The sequence below is a fragment of the Nonomuraea terrae genome, from assembly GCF_004348995.1.
Classification (GTDB): Bacteria; Actinomycetota; Actinomycetes; order Streptosporangiales; family Streptosporangiaceae; genus Nonomuraea; species Nonomuraea terrae.
Genome location: NZ_SMKQ01000022.1, coordinates 13495 through 29924 on the forward strand (window position 1 = coordinate 13495; position 16430 = coordinate 29924).

The 16430-nt window shown below is 70.5% G+C and carries 15 protein-coding genes; 6 read left to right on the forward strand and 9 right to left on the reverse strand.

The genetic code is table 11. From position 1 onward, the window contains the following. Positions 1–83 precede the first annotated feature (83 nt). Both E1286_RS10865 and E1286_RS10870 read left to right on the forward strand, forming a co-directional pair. Positions 84–1205, forward strand: a complete 1122-nt coding sequence (locus E1286_RS10865) for an MFS transporter (protein ID WP_246074705.1) — start codon at positions 84–86, stop codon at positions 1203–1205. Between the two features lie 191 nt (positions 1206–1396). Continuing rightward, the gene (locus tag E1286_RS10870; protein WP_132611300.1) at positions 1397–2266 is read left to right on the forward strand and encodes an LLM class F420-dependent oxidoreductase; all 870 of its coding nucleotides are present in this window, start codon (positions 1397–1399) and stop codon (positions 2264–2266) included. 89 nt (positions 2267–2355) lie between these two features. Here the strand turns inward: E1286_RS10870 and E1286_RS10875 are convergent, their stop codons facing one another. The 3 genes from E1286_RS10875 to E1286_RS10885 form a co-directional block, all read right to left on the reverse strand. Next, positions 2356–3270 (reverse strand): TIGR03620 family F420-dependent LLM class oxidoreductase, encoded by a 915-nt coding sequence (locus E1286_RS10875; protein WP_132611302.1) that lies wholly within the window; start codon positions 3268–3270, stop codon positions 2356–2358. A 186-nt stretch (positions 3271–3456) separates the two neighbouring features. Continuing rightward, entirely contained in the window at positions 3457–3957 is a 501-nt protein-coding gene (locus tag E1286_RS10880; protein WP_132611304.1) for an SET domain-containing protein, read from the reverse strand. Continuing rightward, the gene (locus tag E1286_RS10885; RefSeq protein ID WP_132611306.1) at positions 3954–4382 is read right to left on the reverse strand and encodes a hypothetical protein; all 429 of its coding nucleotides are present in this window, start codon (positions 4380–4382) and stop codon (positions 3954–3956) included. Before E1286_RS10885 ends, E1286_RS10880 begins: the two co-directional genes overlap by 4 nt. A gap of 578 nt (positions 4383–4960) precedes the next feature. Between E1286_RS10885 and E1286_RS10890 the strand changes: the two genes are divergently transcribed. Continuing rightward, positions 4961–6727, forward strand: a complete 1767-nt coding sequence (locus E1286_RS10890) for a serine/threonine-protein kinase (RefSeq protein ID WP_165969684.1) — start codon at positions 4961–4963, stop codon at positions 6725–6727. Positions 6728–6814: 87 nt separating this feature from the next. Beyond that, the gene (locus E1286_RS10895; protein WP_132611310.1) at positions 6815–7420 is read left to right on the forward strand and encodes a dihydrofolate reductase family protein; all 606 of its coding nucleotides are present in this window, start codon (positions 6815–6817) and stop codon (positions 7418–7420) included. Positions 7421–7459: 39 nt separating this feature from the next. Here E1286_RS10895 and E1286_RS10900 read toward each other — a convergent pair whose 3' ends face one another. Together E1286_RS10900 and E1286_RS10905 are read right to left on the reverse strand one after the other, a co-directional pair. Next, positions 7460–8359, reverse strand: a complete 900-nt coding sequence (locus tag E1286_RS10900; RefSeq protein WP_132611312.1) for a sugar phosphate isomerase/epimerase family protein — start codon at positions 8357–8359, stop codon at positions 7460–7462. A gap of 11 nt (positions 8360–8370) precedes the next feature. Next, on the reverse strand, positions 8371–10470 hold the full coding sequence (locus E1286_RS10905; protein ID WP_132611314.1) for a PQQ-dependent sugar dehydrogenase: 2100 nt from the start codon (positions 10468–10470) through the stop codon (positions 8371–8373). 267 nt (positions 10471–10737) lie between these two features. On the opposite strand from E1286_RS10905, the gene E1286_RS10910 reads away from it, so the two are divergent. Next, entirely contained in the window at positions 10738–11121 is a 384-nt protein-coding gene (locus tag E1286_RS10910; RefSeq protein WP_132611316.1) for an STAS domain-containing protein, read from the forward strand. Positions 11122–11127: 6 nt separating this feature from the next. Here E1286_RS10910 and E1286_RS10915 read toward each other — a convergent pair whose 3' ends face one another. The 3 genes from E1286_RS10915 to E1286_RS10925 are packed head-to-tail and all read right to left on the reverse strand — an operon-like array spanning position 11128 to position 13570. Continuing rightward, entirely contained in the window at positions 11128–11796 is a 669-nt protein-coding gene (locus E1286_RS10915) for a response regulator (RefSeq protein ID WP_132611318.1), read from the reverse strand. Beyond that, positions 11793–12959, reverse strand: a complete 1167-nt coding sequence (locus E1286_RS10920) for a sensor histidine kinase (protein ID WP_132611320.1) — start codon at positions 12957–12959, stop codon at positions 11793–11795. Before E1286_RS10920 ends, E1286_RS10915 begins: the two co-directional genes overlap by 4 nt. 23 nt (positions 12960–12982) lie before the next feature. Then, positions 12983–13570: a hypothetical protein gene (locus E1286_RS10925; protein WP_132611322.1), complete on the reverse strand. Its 588-nt coding sequence runs from the start codon at positions 13568–13570 to the stop codon at positions 12983–12985. Between the two features lie 164 nt (positions 13571–13734). Here E1286_RS10925 and E1286_RS10930 point away from each other — a divergent pair, with 164 nt between their 5' ends. Further along, entirely contained in the window at positions 13735–14964 is a 1230-nt protein-coding gene (locus E1286_RS10930; protein ID WP_132611324.1) for a serine hydrolase domain-containing protein, read from the forward strand. Between the two features lie 373 nt (positions 14965–15337). Here E1286_RS10930 and E1286_RS10935 read toward each other — a convergent pair whose 3' ends face one another. Beyond that, on the reverse strand, positions 15338–16060 hold the full coding sequence (locus E1286_RS10935) for a hypothetical protein (RefSeq protein ID WP_132611326.1): 723 nt from the start codon (positions 16058–16060) through the stop codon (positions 15338–15340). Between the last annotated feature and the right edge of the window lie 370 nt (positions 16061–16430).

Consider the following 16430-nt stretch of genomic DNA (forward strand, 5'->3'; position numbering starts at 1 on the left):
GGAGATTCGACGTGACGGCAACGGACCCTGCGATCACCGGGCGAGACGCGTCAGCGAGGAATCATTGGATCGCGGTGTCCGCCGTGGCCTTCGGCACATTTCTCCTGGTGACGGCCGAGCAGCTCCCCATCGGGCTGCTCACCCCTGTCGGATCGACACTGTCGGTCTCTGAGGGTGCGGCGGGCTTGATGGTCACGGTCCCCAGCATCGTCGCCGCCGTCGCGGCGCCATCGGTCCCGGTACTCGTCGGCAGGATGGATCGCCGGCTCTTGCTCGTCGCCTTGATGGGTCTCATGACGCTCGCCAACCTGGCCTCCGCCCTGGCCCCGAACTATCCGCTCCTGATCGTCGCCCGCGTGCTGGTCGGGGTGGCGATCGGCGGGTTCTGGGCCATCGCCGGCGGTCTGGCCGTCCGGCTCGTCCCCGCCCCGCTCGTGCCGCGGGCCACGGCGATCATCTTCGGCGGCGTCGGCGCGGCGAACGTCTTCGGCGTCCCCATCGGCACGATGATCGGCGGGCTGGCGAGCTGGCGGATCGCGTTCGGCGCGCTGAGCGCCCTCGCACTGGTCGTGCTGGTCGCCTTGCTGGCCGTGCTGCCACCGTTGACCGCCGCTCAACCCGTCGGCCTGCGGCGGCTCGCCGACCAGTTCCGCAACCAGGGCGTCCGGACCGGCATCGTGGCGACCTTCCTGATCGTGACCGGCCACTTCGCGGCCTACACGTTCATCAGCCCCGTGCTGCGGGATCTGTCCGGCATCGACGAGCAACTCGTCGGACCACTGCTGTTCGGATTCGGCATGGCGGGCGTCGCAGGGAACTTCATCGCGGGTGCCACCGTGGCGAAACGGCTCCATCGCACGGTCCTCACCATCGCCGCCACCTTGGGAGTGACCGTGCTGCTCTACCCCATGGCAGGGCTCACCGCCGCGGGCGGGGTGACGCTGCTCGTCATCTGGGGCCTGGCGTACGGCGGGGTCTCCACCAGCCTCCAGACATGGATGATCAAAGCCGCGCCACAAGCGGTCGAGGAAGCCTCCGCTCTATGGGTGGCGGTGTTCAACCTCTCGATCGGTCTCGGCGCGCTGGCCGGCGGCACAATCGTCGACGCCCTGCCACTCCAGGGCATCCTCTGGCTCGCCGGCGTCCTCATCCTGATGGCCGGGCCGGCAGTGTGGAAGGCACGCCGAAACGACAGCCTTGGATGACCCGTCTCGCCGATCCGCGGCGATCACGTTCGCCGCCATCGATTCCCCGAGGACGGCCGAGCCGTACGGCGTGTCCTCCACGAGGCCGCCCTGACCGCCGACCGGCCGTCCCGGAGCGTCGATGGGCGGTGACGCGTCGTCACGGGCGATGATGGTCGTTCATCGAGCAGGATCTTCGGGCGGAGCCATATATGCAGATCGGTGTTGTCTTTCCGCAGACCGAGATGGGCGGGGACGTCGGCGCGGTGCGCGCGTACGGGCAGCAGGTCGAGGAGCTGGGTTTCCGGCACATCATCGCCTACGACCACGTCGTCGGCGCCGACCCCGCCGTGCACAAGGGCTGGCAGGGCCCCTACGACGTGCGGTCCACGTTCCACGAGCCGATGGTGCTCTTCGGCTTTCTCGCCGCGATCACCTCGCTGGAGCTCGTCACCAGCATCATCATCCTGCCGCAGCGGCAGACGGCCCTGGTGGCCAAGCAGGCGGCCGAGATCGACCTGCTGACGTCCGGGCGGTTCAGGCTCGGCGTGGGGCTGGGGTGGAACGCGGTCGAGTACGAGGCACTCGGCCAGGACTTCGGCACCCGGGGCAGGCGCGTCGAGGAGCAGGTGGAGCTGCTGCGCCGGCTGTGGACGGAGGAGTCGATCACGTTCGAGGGCCACTTCGACCGGGTGACGGGCGCGGGGCTGGCGCCGCTGCCGGTGCAGCAGCCGATCCCGCTCTGGTTCGGCGGGCAGTCGCCCCGGGCGTACCGGCGGGCCGGGCGGCTGGCCGAGGGCTGGTTCCCGCAGATGGGGCCGGGCCCGGAGCTGGACGAGGCGAAGGCCATGGTCGAGCAGGCCGCCTCCGAGGCGGGGCGCGACCCGTCGGCGCTCGGCATGGAAGGCCGCCTGGCCTGGACGCGCGACGCGGACAAGCTGGCGGCCACGGCCCGCGAGTGGGAGGAGTCCGGTGCCACGCACCTCGCGATCAACACCATGAACGCCGGTCTGCGCTCCCCCGACGACCACCTCGCCGCCCTGGAAACCGCCGCCGAGGCACTGGGCCTGTCCACGAAGTGACGTCCCTCAGGCGACGCGAAGGGCTACCCCTGCGCGAGGGGTAGCCCTTCTGCGTGATCGGCCGCCGCCGGTGCGGCGAGCCGGTCGGGTCAGGAGGCGATGACGTCGGATTCGGCGAGGATGCGAAGGTGTTCGAGCACCTGCTGCGAGGTGTCGGCGAGGGGCTGGATGCAGACGTGGTCGGCCCCCGCGTCGAGGTGGGCCCGTACGCGCTCGATCACCTTCTCCGGCTCGCCCCACACCACGATGGCGTCCACCAGCGCGTCGCTGCCGCCGTCGATGAGGTCGGCGTCGTCCCAGCCGAGGGCGCGCAGGTTGTTCACGTAGTTGGGCAGGGCCAGGTAACGCGAGGTGAACCGGCGCGCCACGTCCCGCGCCCGCTCAGGGTCGGTCTCCAGCAACACCGTCTGCTCGGGAGCCAGCACGGGCTCGGGGCCGAGCGCCTCGCGGGCGCGGGCGGTGTGCTCGGGGGTGACGAAGTACGGGTGCGCCCCCTGCGCCCGCCGCGCCGCGAGCTCCAGCATGTTCGGCCGCAGCGCCGCCAGCAGCCGCGGCACCGGCTCCGGGAGCGGGCCCATGTACTCGGCCTGGTCCATGCCGTCGAGGTAGGCGCGCATCGCCGAGACGGGCTTGCCGTAGTCGTGCCCCCGGGTGTTCACCAACGGCGCGTGGCTCACGCCCAGGCCGAGCACGAACCGGCCGTCGTACGCCTCGGCCAGGGTGTTCGCGGCGTTCGCCGCGGCCACCGCGTCGCGGGACCAGATGCTGGCGATGCCGGTGGCGACCATCAGCGACCGCGTCCCGCTCAGCAGCACCGCCGCGTGCGTGAACGCCTCCTTGCCGGACGGCACCTCACCGATCCAGAGCGTGCCGTAGCCGAGGCTCTCGATCTCGGCGGCGGCGTCCCGCTCGAACGCCGCCGACTCCCCGCCCAGCGTGCCGTTCCAGACCCCGACCCGCCCCATGCGCCGCTTCAGCGCCGCGACGTCCACACTTCCGGCCATCCAACTCCACCCACCTTGCTCGTCGCCTGAGTCACAGCACTACACATCTGCCCCGACACAGCCAAGCACCGCCCCTGTTTAATCCCAGGGATGCTCAACGGATGATGCGGATGCGGATGCGGACGATGTCGGTGCGGTGGAGGGTGACGCCGTTGGAGAGGTTCCTCGTTCTCAGCCCGCTGAAGCTCAGCGGTCCTTGATGCGGGCGAGCAGCGGCGGGGACCAGTGCTCGGCGTACGCCGCCCGCAGGCGCGGCAGGCGCCAGTCGCGGCCCGACACGACGCCGCGGCACAGGCCGGCGCCGCAGCGGCACTCCATCGACCAGCTCTCCACGCCGGTGTGCGTGGCGTAGTCGATGGTCAGCTCCTCCCCCGGCTCGACGGCGCGCCGGGCCACCACCGTGGTCGCGTCACGGTGCCAGAGGTTGGGGTCGCAGGAGTGGTTGCCGTGGCTGACCGGGTGATCGACGTCGAGCAGCAGGTGGACGCCCTCCGCGACGGTCAGGCTGCTGTACGGCGTGGCCAGCCGGGCCAGGCTCGCGTCGTCGATGACCTGACCGCCGAAGCGCATCACGACCTCGTCGCGGCGGATCGGCGCGACGGCGAACAGCCCGGTGCCGTGGATCGTGGACGGTCCGCTCACGGCACTCGGCGTGAGCCGGCAGGTTGAGGCGTACGTTTCACTCATGGCCCGAGTGTGGCCTCTCTATTGAGCTGTCGATTGCCGGCGGCGCTGACCTGCCGTTCGCCAGTCGCATCCGGCTTGGTCACCGTAATGGGTATACCGCCGCAAGTTGTCCTGTCCGGGCGTACGTGGCGGTTGCGCGGCACCATCGACTTCAGGACAGAGCGGATGGAGACGTCTTCGAACGCACATCGCCGTAGTGCGCAGACGTAGCGCACCTTGAGCGGTTGACCATCCTCCGTCACGGTGAGCAGCACGATTTCGCCAGTGGGGAAGCTTTCCATGTCGGGGGCGTACTCGACATAGGAAATACGCAGCAGGTAAGCCGCCGCACCAGCGCCCACTACCACTCTCTCGCGTTTTTCCAGGACGACCTCGCGGTAAACGTCGCGGACGTACGTGAGATGCTCATCCACCGCTTCTTCCAACGAGGCTCCGTGCGGGAGCAGGGACACGTGACAGTCAGCCCACCAACCGAACGGCCACCATGGCGGCTCCGCCGTCATGACCATCGGCGGGCGCAAGTCAGCATCGACATCGACTCGCCAGCCTGCCGGATAGCCGACTCGAAGGCCTTGCCCGACGTGGTACCGCACCTGCGGCCCCAGCCTGTCGGCACCCGCCAGCAGACAGACCATGACGACCGCCAGGAGAATCCGCAGGACCCGTCGCGTTCTTACCGCCACCTCGGGGTTCTCAGAAGAAGAGCCGGGGAGATCGCACGCTCATCGGGCGCCTTCCTTTCTCACCCGATCATCTCGCCACATCAGATGAGAACTCGCCACCTGCTTCGCCGGATCGCCTGAGAACTCGCCACTTCGGAGGAGAACCCGCACCGAGCCTACGAGCGGCCGCCGACACCTGGTCGTTTTCTTTCTTTTCGGATCTACCTCCCAGTACGCGGCTAATCTGATCGCGACATGGAAAGATCGTCCGACCCTTGCGGAGTGGTGCTGTGACCGTCCATCGCGCGCCGGAACACGGGCAGCTCGGTGAACACCGAATCTTGAGTGTCCTGGGGGAGGGCGGTCAGGGCACGGTCTACCTGGGCGAGTCCCCCGGCGGCCTGCGCGTGGCGATCAAAGTCCTGCACCGCAAACTCGCGGCCGACCCCGAGACGCGGCGCCGGTTCCTGCGCGAGGCGGAGGTCGCGGCGCGCGTCGCCGCCTTCTGCACGGCCCGGATCATCGGCACCGGTCTGGTGGACGGGCAACCGTACATCGTCAGCGAATACGTCCCCGGCCCGTCCCTGGACGAGCTGGTCAGACGCGACGGGCCCCGGACGGGCAGCGGCCTGGAACGGCTGGCGGTCTCCACGCTGACCGCGCTCGCCTCGATCCACAACGCCGGCGTCGTGCACCGCGACATCAAGCCGGCCAACGTGATCCTCGGCCCGGAGGGGCCGGTCGTGATCGACTTCGGCATCGCCCGCGCGTTCGACCACGTGACCACCAACACGCAGGTGACCGGCACGCCGTCGTACATGTCGCCGGAGCAGTTCGCCGACCGGCCGCTCACCGCGGCCTCCGACATGTTCTCGTGGGCCGGGAGCATGGTCTTCGCCGCGACCGGGCACAGCGCCTTCCCCGGCTCGGCGATCCCCGTGGTCCTCCACGGCATCCTGAACGGCCGGCCCGACGTGTCGGGCGTGCCGGAGCCGCTGCGTCCCCTGGTGCTCGCCTGCCTGGCCAAGGACCCGGCGGCCCGCCCGTCCGCCGACCAGGTGCTGCGCGCCCTCACCGGCGGACCCCTGCCACGGCCGCACAGCGAGCACAGCATCACCAACGCTTCCGGGCTGTCGCGCCCGCGGCGTTCCAAGGGAGCGGTGCTCGCGGTGGCGGCCGGGGCCACGGCGCTGCTCGTGACCGCGGGTGTGCTGGTGGTGCCGCCCTGGCTCAGCGGCCGGGAGAAGCCGGCCCTCGCGCAGGCGAACCAGTCGTCGCCCGCGCAGCCGAGCCTGCCGGCGGTCGCGAAGCCGCTCTCGTCGTCGGTCGCGAAACCGCTCCGGTCGCCGGCCGCGGAGCCGAGCCGGCCGCCGACCGCGAAGCCGAGCCGATCGTCGGCCGCCAAGCCCAGCCGGTCACCGACCGCGAAGCCGAGCCGGTCGACCGCTGTGAAGTCGGTCCAGCCGGAGAGCCCGCCGGCCCGCGTGCGGCCGGGAGACACGCTCGATTTGGGAGCGCTCCCGCATGTCGCTCTCACCGACGGGTTCTCCGCGGACACCTCCGGCCGGTACGCCACCTACCGGCCGTTCCCCGGGGAGGAGCTGCCCGCGGTCACCGTCGGCGACGGGCGCTTCAGGGGGACCGGCACGGAGCCGTACTTCGGCCTGATGGCCGGGGGGAAGACGCTCGCCTCCGACCAGGCGCTCAGCGTGGTGACCATAGGCGCGTTCGCCGAGACCGGCCAGCGGGAGGACAGCGTCTTCGTCGGCTGGATCAAGGACGGCCGCGACTACGCCACCGCCTGGTACAACAACACCCGCGGGACCACCGGGTTCGACGTGCGCGTGAACGGCGAGTTCCTCGACGTGGCGGACCAGATCCCGGCCACCCTGGAGCCGGGAGACCGCCTCGCCGTGCTGCTGACCGGTGAAACGCTCACGTCGTACGCCCAGCACGCCGGCACGTGGCGCCGCCTGTACACCACCTCCATCGCCGGCGCGCTGACGACCGCCGAGATCCGCGGCCGTTTCCGCTACGGATTCGGCCTGCGCGCCACCACCGGGACGATCACCGTCACCAGGGCGGAGGGCCGGAGCACCCGACCGTAGGAAAGCCGTAAGAGATCCGTAAACCGCCCCCGCGAAGCTGGGGTCACCCAAGCGGGGCGAACAGCCCCCACCTGAGAGGAGTCGACGATGACGAGCAAACTGGTGGTCGCGGCGTTCGTGTCGCTGGACGGTGTGATGCAGGCCCCCGGGGGTGCGGGCGAGGACGACAGCAACGGCTTCCCCTACGGCGGCTGGCTGGCCCCGCACGTGGACGAGGGCTTCGGCGAGATCATGGGCGGGGTGTTCGCGAACGCGACCGGCATGCTCCTGGGCCACCGGTCGTACGACATCCTCGCCTCGCACTGGCCCAACGTCCCCGACGAGGAGGGCGGCTGGATCAACGACATGAACAAGTACGTCACCACGCGCAAGCCCATGACCGCCGAGTGGCGCAACACCGAGGTGCTGGTGGGCGAGGCCGCCGAGACGGTCGCCGAGCTGAAGAAGCGCACCGACGGCGAGATCGTCACCCAGGGCAGCAGCCGGCTCATCCACTCCCTGCAGCAGGCCGGCCTGGTCGACGAGTACCGCCTGCTGGTCTTCCCCGTCGTGCTCGGCGTGGGCAAGCGGATCTTCGCCGAGGGCACGGCCGCGGCCGGCCTGAAGCTGACCGGCACGCGGTCCACCGGCTCCGGGGTCGTCTACGTCACGTACGAGACGACGGGCGAGTTGCTCGTCGGAAGCGTCGCCTGAGGGTGCCGAGCCCGGCGCGGGGCCGGGCTCGGCGGGATCTCAGTAGCGCAGGTTACGCAGGTAGTCGTACCCCACCTCCGACGTACGCCGCGGCGTGACGTCGGGGGTGTCGTTCTCGACGATGTACTCCCGCACGCGGTGCGCCTCGAACACGCGCCGGAAGTCGATCGTCCCGGTGCCGAGGTCGGCCATGTCGCCGTCCAGGTGCCGGTCCTTGACGTGGTACTGCAGCACGCGCTGGGGCGCGTCGCGGATCACGTCGATGGCGAAGCCCACCGGGTCGGCGGCGCCGACGCCGACGCCGCCGGTGACCGCCCAGTAGATGTCGATCTCCAGGTGGACGAGCTTCGGGTCGAGCTCGCTCGTGAGTACGTCCCAGGGTGTCGTGCCGCCACCGAGGTCGGTGGTGAACTCGTGGGCGTGGTTGTGGTAGCCGTAGTGCAGCCCGGCCGCCCGTGCGGCCTCGGCCTCGACGTTCATCCGCTCGGCCCAGCCCTTCCAGTCGTCCAGGTTGCTGGAGTCGAGGTAGGGCACCACGATGTAGCTCTGGCCCAGGGTCAGCGCGTTGGAGATCTTCGCCTCCAGCGCCGCGTCGTCGGGGCTGATGCCGTCGTGGCTGGAGGTGGCGTGGACGCCGAGCCCGTCGAGGAACTCCCGCAGCTGCGCCGCTGTACGCCCGAAGTAGCCGAGCGCGAGCTCGACCTTCGGGTAGCCGATCTCGGCCAGGTAGGTGAGCGTGGCGTCGTAGTCCCTGGCCAGGTCGTCGCGGACGCTGTAGATCTGGATGCTGATCTGGCCCGGGGGCACGCGCCTGCCCTTCGGCTTGGGGCCGGACGCGGCGGCGGCCGGTGACATCGAGGTGGCGGCGAACGCGGCCGCGCCGAGCCCGAGCCCCGCGGCGAGCAGGCCGCGCCTGGTCGGACGGTAGCCGTAGCACATGGGTGGATCTCCTATTCGCTGGGCCGGAGCACGACCTGGTCGCTGCCGCTCAGCTCCGGCAGGTCGCCGGTTCCCTGGTCGGTGTACTCGGCGATGAAGACGGCGCTGAGGTTGTCGGTCTCCGGGTCGTGGCCGCCGGCAGTGGTCTGGAAGCTGCCGGTGCAGCCGCGGGCCATGCTCAGGTTGTGGCTGTGATCGTCGTGGCCGAGGTTGTAGTTGACCACCACGTTGTCGCAGTTCACCGGCTGGTCATCGGTGACCCGGACCTCGAACTGGACGACGTCGCCGAACTCGAACGGCTGGCCGGTGACCGGCTGGACGAGTTCCACGACCGGCGCGTTGTTGCCGATCACGATCCGCACCGACGTCGCCGCCGACTTGCCGGCGCTGTCGCTGACCCGCAACGTGGCGTCGTAGACGCCGTTCTCACTGAACGTGAACGATGCCGCGGGCTCACGCGAGTCGACCTTGCCATCGGCGTTGAAGTCCCAGGCGTACCTGAGCCGGTCACCGTCGGGGTCGCTCGTGCCCTCGCTGGTGAAACTGACGGCGAGCGGGGCCTGGCCGGCCGTCACCGACGCCTGTGCGGCCGGGATCGGGCTGTGGTTGCCCGTGTGGCCGATGTAGTCGATACGGGAGAGCTGGGCCGTATCGTTCACCTCGAAGTAGTCGTTGCCGTATTCGAGCACGTAGAGCGCCCCATCGGGGCCGAACTCCATGTCCATCGGGGCGTCGAAGAAGACCGAGGGCAGCACGTCCTCGATCCGCCCGTCAGGGTGGAACGCCTTGATGTAGTCGCGGGTCCACTCGTAGAAGAGGGGCACACCGTCGTAGTACTCCGGCCAGGCCACGGGATTCTTGCCGCGCGCGTCACGCGGGTCGTAGTCGTACACCGGCCCGGCCATCGGCCCGATGCCGCCGGTCTCCAGCCCGGGGAACTTCTCCGACAGCGCATACCCGTACCACACGTCCGGCTGCACGACCGGGGGCAGCTCGCGCAGGCCGGTGTTGTGCGGCGACTCGTTCACGGGCGCGGCGCAGTCGAACGGTTCACCCGACTCGCCGGTCGCGAAGTCGTAGTCGACGTACGGGAGCTCCGCCGTCGCGCAGTACGGCCAGCCGTAGTTTGCGGGCTTGCGGATGATCGTCCACTTGCCCTGCCCCGCCGGGCCGCGCTCGGGATCGGGCTGGCGCGCGTCGGGCGAGTAGTCGGCGACGTACAGGTCGCCGTTGGTCCGGTTGAGCTCGATGCGGAACGGGTTGCGCAGACCCATCGCGTAGATCTCAGGCCGGGTCTTCTCCGTGCCGGGCGCGAAGAGGTTGCCGTCCGGGATCGTGTACGAGCCGTCCGCGCCGACCTCGATGCGCAGGATCTTGCCGCGCAGGTCGTTGGTGTTGGCGGAGCTGCGCTGGGCGTCGAACGCCGGGTTGCGGTCGGCGCGCTCGTCGATCGGCGCGAAGCTGTCCGAGGCGAACGGGTTGGTGTCGTCGCCGGTCGCCAGGTAGAGCAGGCCCTTGGCGTCGAAGACGATGTCGCCGCCGACGTGGCAGCAGATGCCGCGGTCCACCGGGACCTCGAGGATCTGCTGCTCGGTGCCGAGGTCGATGGTCGAGCCGGTGAAGCGGAAGCGCGACAACCGGATCAGGCCCTTGAAGGGTTCGAAGTCCTCCGGAGTACCGGTCTCCGGGGCGTCGCCCTCGTTGACGTCCGGCGTGGACGGGTCGTCCTCCGGGGTGTCGAGCGGCGGGGAGTAGTAGAGGTAGACCCAGTCGTCCTTCTTGGAGCCCTTGCCGAAACCGGGGCTCAGGGCGATGCTCTGCAGCCCCTCCTCGTCGTGCTGGTAGACGTCCATCTCCGCGGCCAGGGTGTTGAGCCCCGTCTTCGGGTCGTGCAGCCAGACCTCGCCCTGCCTGGTGGTGTGCAGGACGCGGGAATCCGGCAGGACCGCGATGTCCATGGGCTCGCCGGGATGGTCGTTGAGCGTGACCTTCTGGAACTGGTCGTCGGGGGGCGGTGCCACGGCGGTGGTGGCCCCGGCGGCCTGCGCCACCGTGGCCGGCAGGAGGAATGCCGCGGCCGTCAGCGCCGCGATCACGGTTTTCGCTCTCACGCCTCTCCTTCGGTCTACTCGGGGGATAAGAGAGGGCAAAACAACGTGAATGTAACCCGGCTTACGCCGATCGAGTAGGGCCTAATTGCGGTTGATCGCCCAACTTCCGCCTTCGATCGACCGAAGGGTCCCGCACAAGGGAAGATCCACTACCGAAAAACTATTCCGGTATTCTCGTGAGGGCGTTACTCTGAAAGAGCCAGATGTGTCCGGTCCGGCACTGTTTGACCGACCCCGACCGAAGGACCGCCCCGATGGGCTGAGGTGATGACCACAAGCCACGACGCCGCACTCGAACCCCGCCGCCTCGCCGACCCGGCGACCGGCCCGGCCCCCACCTGGGTCCCGCCCGAACAGGTGCTGTACGTCGACCACACCCTGCGGGTCACCTGCGCGGTGATGCCCGGCCCGTCGGTCATCAGGCTGTCCGGCGAGATCGACGGCGGCAACAGCGACGAGCTGCGGCGTACGCTGGAGCGGGCCCGGCTCATCGACGACGAGCTGATCGTCGACCTGGCCGGGGTGACCTTCGCCGACGTCGCCGCGGTCCGCGCGCTGCGCGACTTCGCCGCCGGCGGCGACGTGGAGGTGCGCAACGTCCCCCACCAGATGCGGAGGTTGATGAGCCTGATCGGCCTGGCGTCGCTCTGATCGCGCTCAGTGCCCGCCGGGGACGGTGAGCCCTGTCTCGTACGCGGCGATCACCGCCTGCACGCGGTCGCGCAGTCCAAGCTTGGTGAGCACGTTGCTGACGTGCGTCTTCACGGTGTGCTCGCTGACCACCAGCTCCCGCGCGATCTCCGCGTTCGACAGGCCGCGCGCGATGAGCCGCAGCGTCTCCCGCTCGCGGGCGGTGAGCGCTGCCAGCCGCTCCGGCGGCGGCCCGGCCGGGCGCGGGGCCGCCGCCCTGGAGGTGAACTCGGCGATCAGCTTCGTGGTGATCGACGGCGCGAGCAGCGACTCTCCGGCGGCCACCACCCGGACGGCGTGCACGAGGTCGTCGCGGCGCACGTCCTTGAGCAGGAACCCGCTCGCCCCGGCGCGCAGCGCGTCGTAGACGTAGTCGTCCAGGTCGAACGTGGTGAGCATGAGCACGCGGCAGTCGCCCTCGCCGCACACGACGCGGGCCGCCTCGATGCCGTCCATGACCGGCATGCGGATGTCGAGCAGCAGCACGTCGGGACGGTGCTCCCGGACGGCGGCGACCGCCTGCGCGCCGTCGCCCGCCTCGGCGACGACCTCGATGTCCGGCTGGGCGTCGAGGATCATGCCGAACCCGGCGCGGACGAGCTCCTGGTCGTCGGCCACCACCACGCGCACGGTCACGCCGTCACCCCCTGCACCGGCAGCCGGACGCTCACCCGGAACCCTCTCCCGTCGGCGCGCGGCCCGGCCTGCGCGCTGCCGCCGCACGCGGCTGCCCGCTCGCGGATGCCGATCAGCCCGTTGCCGCCCGAGGGCAGGCCCGGGTCGCGGCCCCGGCCGTCGTCCGTGATGTCGATCATGAGTTCGCGTTCCTGCCAGGTGAGTGCGATGCCGGCGCGGGCGCCGCCCGCGTGCTTGACGACGTTGGTGAGAGCTTCCTGAGTGATCCGGTACGCGGCCACCTCGGCGTCGGGTGACATCGGCCGCGGCTCGCCCGCCGTGGAGTATGTCACCTCCAGCCCGGTCGCCCGGACCTGGTCGGCCAGCCCGGGCAGGGCGGCGATCGTCGGCTGCGGTGCGCGCGGGCCCTCGCCCTCCTTGAGGACGTTGAGCATGCGGCGCAGCTGCTCCATCGCGTCGCGCCCGGCGGCGGCGATGGCGTCGAAGGCGGCCACGGCTCGCGCCGGGTCGCCCTCCACCGCCAGCGGCCCGGCCTCGGCCTGGACCACCATGACGCTGACGGCGTGGGCGAGGATGTCGTGCATGTCGCGGGCGATCCTGGCCCGCTCCCGTTCGGCGGCGCGCTCGGCCTCGATCTCGCGCTCGCGGGCGAGCTGGGCGGCCCGCTCCTCCAGCACCGCAGCCCGGGCGCGGGAGGCCGCCGCGGCCCGACCGATGGCATACGCGGCCACGAAGAGCACGATTCCGCGCATCGCGGTCTCCCACGAGCCGACCATCAGCAGTCCGCCGCCGATCGTCACGGTGAACATGGCCACCCGCGTCACCCGCCCGGAGTAGGCGGCCACCGTGTAGAGCGCCACCAGCCCGCCATACCAGATGGGCTGGGCGGCCACCTCGTCGACCAGGTCGTAGCTCTCGCCCAGGACGAGCGAGACGATCAGGACGACCGCGGGCGCGCGCCGCCGCCAGGCCAGCGGCACCGTGGCGGCGATCACGGAGGCGTACCCCCACCAGTCCCAGGGCCCGCCGTACGGGTTGTCGCGGAACAGCAGCGGCCACAGCTGGGCGACCAGCGCCGCGGCCGCGAGCGCGGAGTCCACCCCGATCGGCGGCAGCGCGTTCGCCCATCGGCGCAGCCGCGCGAGAACCCGTAACTCGGACATGGCATCCCATGGTGCCGGGTGGGTCATGCGAGCGCCGCGGCGGGTCGCGCCGCCGCCTCGGTCGTCCGCCGGGCGAGCGGCAGGAACGAGACGAGCAGGAAGACGGCGCCGAGCGGGATGAGGTCTTTGTCGGCGAACGGGAGGGCGAGGTCGATCAGGACGAGCACGGGCGTCCACGCCTTGATCCGGCGCATGACGGCGAGCTGGACGACCAGGCCGAGCTGGGCCAGGTAGAACAGGAACGGCCCGCCGTCGTAGATCGCGAGCTGCACGCCCGGGACGCTCTGCACCTGGTCGAACAGCGGCCCCATGGCGTCGTGGTCGGCGGCCATGAACCCGACCACGATGTCGATGCCGAACTGCGCGAGCAGCGTCGCGATGCCGACGGTGCCGGCCGCCGCGGTGACGGTGGCGAGCCCGTTCCGCCCCGCCATCGCCCGCAGCCGCCAGAAGATCTGGACGAACAGGACGAGCGCCGCCATGAACGCGAGATGCCCGGCGGTCCAGGCGAGACCGGGGCCGCGGCTGCCGTCCAGCCCGTCGAGGATCCGGATGACGCCGTAGGCGAGCACGAGCAGCGGCGCGGCGACGAAGGAGATGCGGGAGTTCATGGCCAAGATCCTCACCGTCCGGAGCCCTACGGCACATCGCCGGTACGAGGGATTACGAGCCTCCCTCACGCGAGCGAGCGGAAATCCCCCGCGGCGGCGATCCGCCCGGGGCCCGGCGACGGGCACGATGGCCGAACTGATCACCCTCGTGACCTGGAGTCATCGTGAAGAAGACCGCAGTCGCCTGCCTGGCCCTGGCCACCCTCCTCGTGGCGGCACCCGCCCAGGCGACCGGCCGCACGGGCCCCCAGCCGGTCGCCACCTCGCCTGCGTGCCCGCCACCGGCCGACGTCCGGCCCGATCCGGACGCCGAGATCCCGCCCGTCAACCGGGCCGCGCTGGAGCGGGCCATCGCCGGGCTGCCGGCCGCCGACGCCACCGCCGCGATCGTCCGGGTGGGCGGCGCCAAGGGCTCGTGGCAGGGCGTGAGCGGCGTGGCCGACCTCGCGGGCAAGCGCAAGGCGTCGGCGAACGCCCGCTTCCGTGCGGGCAGCGTGACGAAGACGTTCACCACGGCGGTCGTGCTGCAACTGGTGGCCGAGGGCAGGGTGTCGCTCGACGGGACGGTCCAGGAGTACCTTCCTGGGCTGCTGCCGGAGACGTACCCCGAGGTGCGCGTGGGCCAGTTGCTCGACCACACGAGCGGGCTGCCCGCGCCCGACCTGCCCGGGTCCCTGGAGTGGGTGTACCGGACCAGGTTCCGTACGTGGACGCCGCACGAGTACGTCGCGCTGGCCGTACGCAACCCGATCGAGTTCACCCCCGGCACCCGCCAGCACTACCTCAACGTCAACACGTTCGTGGCGGGCCTGCTGATCGAGCAGATCACCGGCAACTCGTACGAGCACGAGGTGACCAGGAGGATCCTGCGGCCGGTCGGGATGCGCGACAGCCACCTGCCCGGCGCCTCGCCCCGGATCCGGGGGCCGCACCACACGGGCTACCAGGTGGTCCCGGAGGGCTTCCCCGACGCGGTTCCGTACGGCTCGGCGCATGTTGTGGACATGACCGAGATGAGCGCCACCCTGACCTGGGCCTCGGGCGACCTGATCACGACCGCCGCGGACCTGGAGAAGTTCGTCAGGGCGCTGTTCTCGGGCCAGATCGTGCCGCCCGCCCAGCTGGAGCCGATGTTCACGGTGCCCGGCGTCACGACGTACGGCACGTGCGAGCCGGCCGCGTACACCTCCGGAATGTCGAGAATGGTGCTGCCGGGCGGGATCGTCGCGTACGGCAAGACCGGCGCCCGCTACGGCTACGCGGCCGGGATCGGCGCGACGCGCGACCTGAGCCGCACCCTCGTCTACTCGGTGAACTCCACCGACGCCAAGGCGTCCGGCCAGAACCAGCGGACGCTGGGCATCGCGCTGGCGTCGTTCGCGGAGCCGTCCTGAGAAAGGGGCCTTACATGCCGGCTGCGGGCGCGCCCGGGGAGGAGGGCTGCGTCCGCGGCCGGTGCAGCGCGGAAGGATCCTGATGTTCCCCGCGCTGCGCTTGGGTGGTCGTCTGAGCCGCGTCAGAAGCGGCGGTGCCGGCGCCGGCGGCGCCGGGAGCGGCTGGAGCTCTGGCCGCCGGGATCGGGCGGCGGGATCCTGAGCGGCGTGATGGCCAGATGTCGAGCGACGGCCATGGTGTCCTCCTCACGGAAGGCAGGGGAGGCGCCAACCTGACGTCTGCGCGTCACGGGAGGCGCTCCCTGAGCTCGTCCCCTACCCGGGAATTCGTTACGAGAACCCCTTCACCCCACCATTGACCTGCGGTGACGTGCTACTTCTTCCAGGGAAGCCGCTTGCCCTTGAACATCGGACGCTTGGTCTCCCAGTAGCGCCAGCCCTCCACCCGGGAGGGGACGTTCACCAGGCCGCGCGCGACCGGCACGTGGCGGCACGTGCCGAGCACCCGCCAGGCCGAGTAGCCGATGCGGTAGCCGAAGACCCGGTACCACATGTTGCCGTACTTCTTCTCGCTGATCTCGCGGGTGTACTCGTGTCCGGCGAAGACCATGTGCCGCTCTTCCAGGTGCGGCAGGCCGAGCTTGCGCAGCTGGTGGACGACGTTCGCGACGTTGAGGTTCTCGAAGGTGTCGTCGGTGCGGCGGCGCTCGAAGAAGTTCCGCGTACGGGACCACGTGCGCTCGTTCTCGGTTTCGAGGAACGCCGTCACCTCGTGCTCACGCGTGACCGTCACCGTCATCGAGCCGCCGGGGCCGTCGATGAACCTGGTCCGCGGCAGGAAGAAGTTCCTGGGCGACAGGCTGTGGACGCGCCAGAAGGTGTGCGGCGAGCAGCGGCCGTGCTCCCGGTGGATGTGGACATGATGGCGGCGCCGGCGGCGGTCGTCGTCGAACACCGTCTCGGTGGGTGAGGGCGACGCCGTCGGTGTCGGCGTCGGTGTCGGCGTCGGCGTCGGCGTCGCAGGCGGCATCTCGTCGCCGATGTCGAACGGGTCAGCGGCCAGCGCCGCGGGGGCGATCGTGGCGACCAGCGCCATCGCGAGGGCACCGTGTTTGGCCAGTCCCGCCGCTTTCCTCAGCGAGTGGCGCACCCTCGGCCGCGCCGAGTCGGCTGTAACTTTTGTCCGATTATCCCGGGTGAACATATACCGTTACCTTTCGGAATGCGACCCATGGTCGCGTGAGTCGCAGGCCGGAGTGCAGCCCGATTGGCCTGCCGAAACGGCCAGGCACGAGAACCATCAACGATGGTTACAGTTACGGACAGCGACCCTGTAACGCCACGCCGTATCCGAATTTCCCCTCCGGGGAAAGAAGCCGGAAAGAGCATCACCATCCGGCCCCGGGCTGCCTTTTCCCTCACGCTCGGTGTCGGCACTCATTCACTCCGTAATAGTGCTATATCGG

Excerpts from the sequence above, each read along its gene's own strand:
- E1286_RS10870 (WP_132611300.1), top strand. The coding sequence starts at position 1,397 with ATGCAGATCGGTGTTGTCTTTCCGCAGACCGAGATGGGCGGGGACGTC.
- E1286_RS10875 (WP_132611302.1), bottom strand. The coding sequence starts at position 3,270 with ATGGCCGGAAGTGTGGACGTCGCGGCGCTGAAGCGGCGCATGGGGCGG.
- E1286_RS10880 (WP_132611304.1), bottom strand. The coding sequence starts at position 3,957 with ATGAGTGAAACGTACGCCTCAACCTGCCGGCTCACGCCGAGTGCCGTG.
- E1286_RS10895 (WP_132611310.1), top strand. The coding sequence starts at position 6,815 with ATGACGAGCAAACTGGTGGTCGCGGCGTTCGTGTCGCTGGACGGTGTG.
- E1286_RS10900 (WP_132611312.1), bottom strand. The coding sequence starts at position 8,359 with ATGTGCTACGGCTACCGTCCGACCAGGCGCGGCCTGCTCGCCGCGGGG.
- E1286_RS10910 (WP_132611316.1), top strand. The coding sequence starts at position 10,738 with ATGACCACAAGCCACGACGCCGCACTCGAACCCCGCCGCCTCGCCGAC.
- E1286_RS10920 (WP_132611320.1), bottom strand. The coding sequence starts at position 12,959 with ATGTCCGAGTTACGGGTTCTCGCGCGGCTGCGCCGATGGGCGAACGCG.
- E1286_RS10925 (WP_132611322.1), bottom strand. The coding sequence starts at position 13,570 with ATGAACTCCCGCATCTCCTTCGTCGCCGCGCCGCTGCTCGTGCTCGCC.
- E1286_RS10935 (WP_132611326.1), bottom strand. The coding sequence starts at position 16,060 with ATGGCGCTGGTCGCCACGATCGCCCCCGCGGCGCTGGCCGCTGACCCG.